General features: G+C 66.3%; 8 protein-coding genes and 1 pseudogene. 4 read left to right on the top strand and 5 right to left on the bottom strand.

Annotated features, from left to right (window positions below; all coding sequences use genetic code 11):
* The 4 genes from yidC to dapE all read left to right on the top strand — a co-directional run.
* On the top strand, positions 1-1675 hold a 1675-nt coding region (yidC, locus tag H926_RS0113645; RefSeq protein WP_022676810.1), incomplete at its 5' end, for a membrane protein insertase YidC.
* A 35-nt stretch (positions 1676-1710) separates the two neighbouring features.
* Complete coding sequence (gene yihA / locus H926_RS0113640; RefSeq protein WP_171793292.1) at positions 1711-2337, top strand: ribosome biogenesis GTP-binding protein YihA/YsxC; 627 nt, start codon at positions 1711-1713, stop codon at positions 2335-2337.
* A 174-nt stretch (positions 2338-2511) separates the two neighbouring features.
* Complete coding sequence (locus tag H926_RS0113635) at positions 2512-3180, top strand: glutathione S-transferase family protein (protein ID WP_022676808.1); 669 nt, start codon at positions 2512-2514, stop codon at positions 3178-3180.
* A complete protein-coding gene (dapE, locus tag H926_RS0113630) occupies positions 3177-4328 on the top strand; it encodes a succinyl-diaminopimelate desuccinylase (protein ID WP_022676807.1) in 1152 nt (383 codons plus the stop codon). The genes H926_RS0113635 and dapE overlap by 4 nt, the downstream gene beginning before the upstream one ends.
* 101 nt (positions 4329-4429) lie before the next feature.
* Here dapE and H926_RS27560 read toward each other — a convergent pair whose 3' ends face one another.
* The 5 genes and pseudogenes from H926_RS27560 to H926_RS27555 all read right to left on the bottom strand — a co-directional run.
* Entirely contained in the window at positions 4430-4750 is a 321-nt protein-coding gene (locus H926_RS27560; RefSeq protein ID WP_022676806.1) for a hypothetical protein, read from the bottom strand.
* Between the two features lie 55 nt (positions 4751-4805).
* Complete coding sequence (locus tag H926_RS0113620) at positions 4806-5675, bottom strand: 3-hydroxyacyl-CoA dehydrogenase NAD-binding domain-containing protein (protein ID WP_028657986.1); 870 nt, start codon at positions 5673-5675, stop codon at positions 4806-4808.
* A 41-nt stretch (positions 5676-5716) separates the two neighbouring features.
* Positions 5717-6277, bottom strand: a complete 561-nt coding sequence (locus H926_RS0113615; RefSeq protein ID WP_022676804.1) for a cob(I)yrinic acid a,c-diamide adenosyltransferase — start codon at positions 6275-6277, stop codon at positions 5717-5719.
* Positions 6278-6295: 18 nt separating this feature from the next.
* Positions 6296-6529: an HIG1 domain-containing protein gene (locus H926_RS0113610; protein ID WP_022676803.1), complete on the bottom strand. Its 234-nt coding sequence runs from the start codon at positions 6527-6529 to the stop codon at positions 6296-6298.
* A pseudogene (locus tag H926_RS27555) lies at positions 6526-6783 on the bottom strand (tRNA glutamyl-Q(34) synthetase GluQRS); the annotation flags it as partial. The pseudogene H926_RS27555 and the gene H926_RS0113610, both read right to left, overlap by 4 nt.

The raw sequence follows: 6783 nt of genomic DNA, 5'->3' as shown, positions 1-6783 counted from the left end.
CGTGGCCGCGCCCGCCAGCAGCGGCCCGCCGGCCAAGCCCACCCGCGAAGGCGGGCTGCAGGCCCCGGCCGATGTGGCGCTGGAGCAGAAGGACTTGGCCCAGGAACTGGCCGCAGGCAACCGCGTGCCGATCGATGCGCCGGGCCTCAAGGGCTCGATCAACCTGGTCGGCGGCGTGGTCGATGACCTGACGCTGGTGCGCCATCGCGAAACCATCGACAAGAACAGCCCGCCCGTACGCCTGTTCTCGCCCGCCGGCACCCCGGCGCAGCATTTTGCCCAGGTCGGTTGGCTGGGGCAGAACGGCGTGGCCGCGCCCAACGGCCAGACCGTGTTCACCGCGCAAGGCACCAAGCTGACGCCTGCCACCCCGGTCACGCTGACCTGGCGCAACCCCGCCGGGCAAACCTTCAGCCTGCGCTACGCGATCGACCAGAACTACATGCTGACCGTGACGCAGAGCGTGACCAACGCCGCGCCCACGGCTGCCTCGGTCGCGCCGTTTGCCCGCATCAACCGCACCGACAAGACGATGAGCCAGGATACCTGGCAGGTCCATTCCGGCCCGATCGGCGCGTTCGATGGCTCGGTCAATTTCTCCAACAACTACACCGATGTCGCCAAGGTCGGCTCGATCACGCCGGCAGGCGCTGCCAACTGGATCGGCTTTACCGACATCTACTGGCTTTCGGCGCTGATCCCGGCCGATGGCGCGGCCAAGCCCGCCGCCGATTTCCGCGCGCTGGGCAACAACCTGTTTGCCGCCGACCTGATCTGGCCGGCCGCCAGCGTCGCTCCTGGCCAGACGCAGAGCCAGACCCTGCGCCTGTTTGCCGGCGCCAAGGAAAACAACGTCCTTGAGGCTTATGAAAACCAGGGCGTGACGCACCTGTCGCTGTCGATCGACTGGGGCTGGTTCCGCTGGTTCGAAAAGCCGATCTTCTGGCTGCTCGATTCGCTGTTCCATGGCGTCAAGAACTTCGGCCTGGCCATCATCCTGCTCACCCTGCTGGTGCGCGGCATGATGTTCCCGGTGGCGCAGCGCCAGTTCGCCTCGATGGCGGCGATGCGCGCGCTCCAGCCCAAGATGAAGGCGATCCAGGAACGCTACAAGGACGACAAGGCCCAGGCCCAGCAGGAAATCATGAAGCTCTACAAGGAAGAGCGCGTGAACCCGCTGGCCGGCTGCCTGCCGATCTTCCTGCAGATCCCGGTGTTCTTTGCGCTCTACAAGGTGCTGGTGCTGACCATCGAAATGCGCCACCAGCCCTTCGTGCTGTGGATCAAGGACTTGTCCGCGCCCGATCCGCTCCACGTGCTTAACCTGTTCGGCCTGCTGCCGTTCACCCCGCCGGCCTATCTTGGCATCGGCGTGCTGGCGATCATCCTGGGCGTGACGATGTGGGCGCAGTTCAAGCTGCAACCCGCCGCGATGGACCCGGCCCAGCAGCAGATCATGGGCCTGATGCCGTGGATGATGATGTTCGTCATGGCGCCGTTTGCCTCGGGCCTGCTGCTCTACTGGATCACCTCGAACCTGCTCACCATCGGCCAGCAGCGCTATCTCTATAGCCGCCATCCGCAGCTCAAGGCGCAGGCGGCCAAGGACCAGCAGAACCTCGATCGCGCCGCCGCGCGCGACGCCACCATTACAGCAAAGCCGAAAAAGAAGTGAGCGTCACCGGTCCCGACGAGGAAGGCCTGCGCCTGATGGCTCTGGAAGAGCGCGCCCGCGCGCTCTTCTCCGGCCGCGTGGAATTCCTCAAATCCGCCCCTGAACTCAAATTCCTGCCCGAGCCGGACTTTCCCGAGATCGCGTTTTGCGGCCGCTCCAACGTGGGCAAGTCCTCGCTGCTCAATGCCCTCACCGGGCGCAAGTCGCTGGCGCGCACCTCGGTCACGCCGGGTCGCACGCAGGAACTGAACTATTTCGAGGTGGGCACCCCCACCCTGTTCCGCCTGGTCGACATGCCCGGCTATGGCTTTGCCAAGGCGCCGCCCAAGGTGGTGGAGCAGTGGCGCCGCCTGGTGCGCGACTATCTGCGTGGCCGCGTGGTGCTCAAGCGCACGCTGCTGCTGGTTGACAGCCGCCACGGCATCAAGACGGTCGATACCGAAATGATGCAGATGCTCGACGAAGCCGCCGTCGGCTATCGCGTGGTCTTGACTAAGGCCGACAAGATCAAGGCCAGCGAACTGGCCGACGTGGTCGCCCAGACCCAGACTATCGCGCGCAAGCACATCGCCGCCCACCCCGAGGTCAGCGTGACCTCGTCGGAAAAGGGCCTGGGCATCGCCGCCCTGCGCGGCGCCGTGCTGGACGACGCGGCGGTCTGACCCCTCCACCACCGCTTCGCGGCGGTCCCCCTCCCCGCCGGCGGCAGGGAGGATCACGATCCTCCCCATCCCTGATGGGGAGGTGGCAGCCCGCAGGGCTGACGGAGGGGCCACTCGACAGCCCGCCCCCCAGGCTTTAGGCGGAAAGGCCACGCCCCACGCGAAAGGCCCCGCATGAAGCTGGTCATCGGCAACAAGAATTATTCCAGCTGGTCGTTGCGCGGCTGGCTGGCCGCCAAGCAATCGGGCCTGGCTTTCGAGGAAATTACCGTTCCGCTCTATGGCGACGATTGGGACGAGGCCAAGCGCCGCGATGCCAATCTGGCGCCGTCATCGGGCAAAGTGCCGATCCTGTGGGACGGCGACGCCGTGGTGTGGGACAGCCTGGCGATCATCGATTATCTGGCCGACAAGGTCGGCCGCGATCGCTTCTGGCCCAAGGACGATGCCGCCCGCGCCATGGCGCGATCGATGGTGGCGGAAATGCATTCGGGCTATTTCGCGCTGCGCGGCCATATGCCAATGAACATCCGCCGCCGGCAGGCCCAGCCCGAGGTGCGCGACGATGTGCGCGCCGATATCGTGCGCATCCTGCAACTCTGGGCTGAAGCCCGCGCTCGCTTTGGCCAGGGTGGTCCGTTCCTGTTCGGCACGTTCAGCGCGGCCGACATCATCTATGCCCCGGTGGTCTCGCGCTTCGTCACCTATGGCGTGGGCGTGCCCGGCTTTGCCGTCGCCTATATGCAGGCGCTGTGGGAGCATCCGTGGATGCAGGCCTGGATCGAGGCAGCGGAAGACGAAGAATGGACCATCGAACAGTTCGAGGAAGCCAGCCACACATGAGCGCCGATCCCGTTGTCCTGACCGAACGCCTGATCGACTGCCCCAGCGTGACGCCGGCCACCGGCAGCGTGTTCGACGTGCTGCAAGCCATGGTCGTGCCCATGGGCTTTGCCGTGCACCGCTATATTGAGGGCGAAGCGCCCGATGGGCCGGTGGAGAACCTGTTCGCCATTCGCCAGGGCCCGGCCGGCAGCCGCCACTTCGCCTTTGCCGGGCACCTTGACGTGGTGCCGCCGGGCCAGGGCTGGAGCAGCGCGCCGTTCACCGCCGAGCGGCGCGGCGAACTGCTCTATGGCCGTGGCGCGGTGGACATGAAGGGCGCGATCGCCGCGTTCGTGGCCGCCTTGGCCGATATTCCGCAAGATGCCGGCACGATCAGCCTGATCATCACCGGCGACGAGGAAGGCCCGGCCCGCTATGGCACAGCCGCCCTGATCGAGCGCATGCGCGCGCTGGCTGATGCAGGAGAGGGTAGCCTGCCCGACCTTTGCCTGGTGGGAGAGCCCACCTCGGTCAACCGGCTGGGTGACATGATGAAGATCGGCCGGCGCGGCTCGGTCAATATCTGGCTCACCGTCGATGGCGCGCAGGGCCACGTCGCCTATCCGCACCTGGCGGACAATCCCATTCCCCGGCTCATCGCCATGCTGGCCGAACTCGATGCCCTGGTGCTGGACGAAGGTAGCGACTGGTTTCAGCCATCCAACCTGGAAATCACCGATATCGAGGTGGGCAACCCCGCCACCAACGTGATCCCTGCCCAGGCCCGCGCCCGGCTGTCGATCCGTTTCAACGATCTGCATACCGGCCAGGGGCTGGTCGATCGCGTCAGCGCCATTGGCAGCCGCCATGGCGGCACGGCGCGGGCGGTTATTTCGGGCGAAAGCTTCATCACCCTGCCCGGCGATTTTTCCACGCTGATCGCGCAGGCAGTGCAGACAGAAACCGGCGTCACGCCGGAACTGTCGACCACCGGCGGTACATCGGATGCGCGCTTTCTGCGCACACTGTGCCCGGTGGTGGAATTCGGCCTGTGCAATGCGACGATGCACAAGAAGGATGAGGCCGTCGCGATGGAAGACCTGCGCGTACTGGCGCGAATCTATCGCCGCATTGCCTTGGCGGCGCTCCAACAACCATCGGCCTGAGTTGTAAGTCTCAAGGCTTCGACAAGCTCAGCCCGAACGGAAACAATATCACCTGATTGCCTCCGTTCGCCCTGAGCTTGTCGAAGGGTGCGGCTAACGGACTATTCCGCGCCGCGCGGGGTATCGTCGTCGATGCCCGCTTCGCCCAGGCCGCCTTCCTCGTCGTCGTCGTTGCGCTCGCCGCGATAGGCGCCCATGTCGATCCGGCCCGAAGAGACCATCTGCTTCATGTGATCGACCAGATCGGGGGTTGAGCCGGGCTCGTCGCCATCGCCAGACACGCGTTCGCTGTCTTCGGCGGCGCCCAGCACGGCGGTGGCACGGCCCAGCGCTTCATCAGCCAGGGTCTGGGCCTGGGACGACGAATCGTCCTGTTCCTGGTTGTGCGCCTCGGGGGCGAGATCGGGGATTGCCTTGCTCATGCGCGTCACTCCTTTGCCGGAACTACGCGCCGCGCGGCACCCCGTTCCCCCGCCCTTACCGCGTGGGGACAGGCGCCTCGCCGCCATAGTCATAGAACCCGCGCCCGGTCTTGCGACCGTGCCAGCCCGCCTCGACATATTTCACCAATAGCGGCGCGGGGCGATACTTGCTGTCACCCGTGCTGGAATGCAGCACGCGGATGATTTCCACGCAGGTATCCAGCCCGATGAAATCGGCCAGTTCCAGCGGCCCCATCGGATGGTTGAGGCCAAGGCGGCAGGCCTTGTCGATATCGACGATGCTGGCCGTGCCGCTGCCCAGCACGAACGCCGCTTCGTTGAGCATCGGCATCAGCACGCGGTTGACGATGAAGCCGGCCTCGTCCTGCGAGAGCACCAGTTCCTTGTTGAGCCGGCCGACCAGCGCGCTCATCGCGTCGAGCGTAGCGGCCGAGGTGGCGAGGCCCGGGATCACCTCGATCAGGTTCATCACCGGCACGGGGTTGAAGAAATGCAGCCCGATAAAGCGGGCCGGATCGGGCGAGGCGGCGGCCATGCGCGTGATCGGGATCGAGCTGGTATTGCTCGCCAGGATCGCGTGCGGCGCCAGGACAGCGCCAGCAGCGGCGAAGATCTTCTGCTTGATATCTTCCCGCTCGGTCGCGGCTTCCACGATCAGGTCGGCCGCGGCCATCGGCGCATAGTCACCCACCGGTGTGATGCGCGCGACGATCGCATCGGCATCGGCGGCGGCGATCTTGTCCTTGGCAACCAGGCGGGCCAGCGCCTTGGCGATCTTGTCACGCCCCTTTTCGGCGGCGGCCAGGTTCACGTCGGCCAGCAGTACGGCCAGCCCGGCCTGGGCCATGACCTGCGCGATGCCTGCGCCCATCTGCCCGGCCCCGATCACGGCAACGGTCTGCATGCCCACTATCCTTTCACACGATTGATCAGCCCTGCTGATGATCAGCGGCTGGCGCCCGGCACCCACAACGGGTCGCGCCCGGCATTGAGCGCGCGGGCCAGCACGAACAGATAATCCGACAGCCGATTGAGATAGGCAAGGGCCGCCGGGTTCACCGGCTCCTGCGCGGCGAGCGCCACGGCGGCGCGTTCGGCGCGGCGGGTGATGGCGCGGGCCAGGTGCACGCGCGCGGCGGACTCGCTGCCGCCCGGCAGGATGAAGCTGGTAAGTGGCGGCAGCGCGGCATTGCGCGCGTCGATCATCGCCTCCAGCCAGGCAACCTGCCCCGGCACTACGCGCAGCGTCATCTCGCCAGGAGCGAAATCGCTGCCGGGTGTGGCCAGATCGGCGCCCAGGTCGAACAGGTCGTTCTGGATGCGCGTCAATTCCGCGCCGGCATCGGGCGGCACGACCAGTGCGGCCAGGCCCAGCGCGCTGTTGGCCTCGTCCACTTCGCCGATCGCAGCCATGCGCGGCTCGTGCTTGCCGCGGCGCGAGCCATCGACCAGCCCGGTCGTGCCATCGTCACCCGTACGGGTGTAGATCTTGTTCAGCTTTACCATGAAATGGAACGAACCTGTTCAGTTCTTGCCGCCGACCATCAGCAGGACGATGACCACGACAATGGCCAGCCCCTGGAACTTGATGCGGTTGAACATCATGCGGTTCTGCAGCAGCTGCATGTCGCGCACGCCCTCGTCACCCCGCTCCAGGCCTTCGCGCGTGGTGCGCAGGAAGGCAACCACGCCGCGCAGCAGCGACCAGACGGTCAGCGCCATGAGCACGATCAACAGGGGCACGAGCACATAGGTCATGGCAGCAGGTCTATGGTGTCTGCCAGGCAAATGCCAGTGTCAAAAAGGCCAGCGCGCAATGCAGCGGCCAGCGCCACGCCATCCTCTCCGGCCAGGCGCCGCTCTGCCAGGCCCGGTGCATCGCGACGCTTGGCGAGCTTGCGGCCATCGGCGCCGATCAGCACGGCATGGTGGTGCCAGCGCGGCACCGGCAGGCCAAGCAGCGCCTGCAGCAGGCGATGCACGTGGCTGGCGCGGAACAGGTCGATGCCGCG

The organism is Novosphingobium sp. B-7 (genome assembly GCF_000410615.1).
Classification (GTDB): domain Bacteria; phylum Pseudomonadota; class Alphaproteobacteria; order Sphingomonadales; family Sphingomonadaceae; genus Novosphingobium; species Novosphingobium capsulatum.
This window is presented reverse-complemented; position numbering and strand designations above follow the sequence as displayed.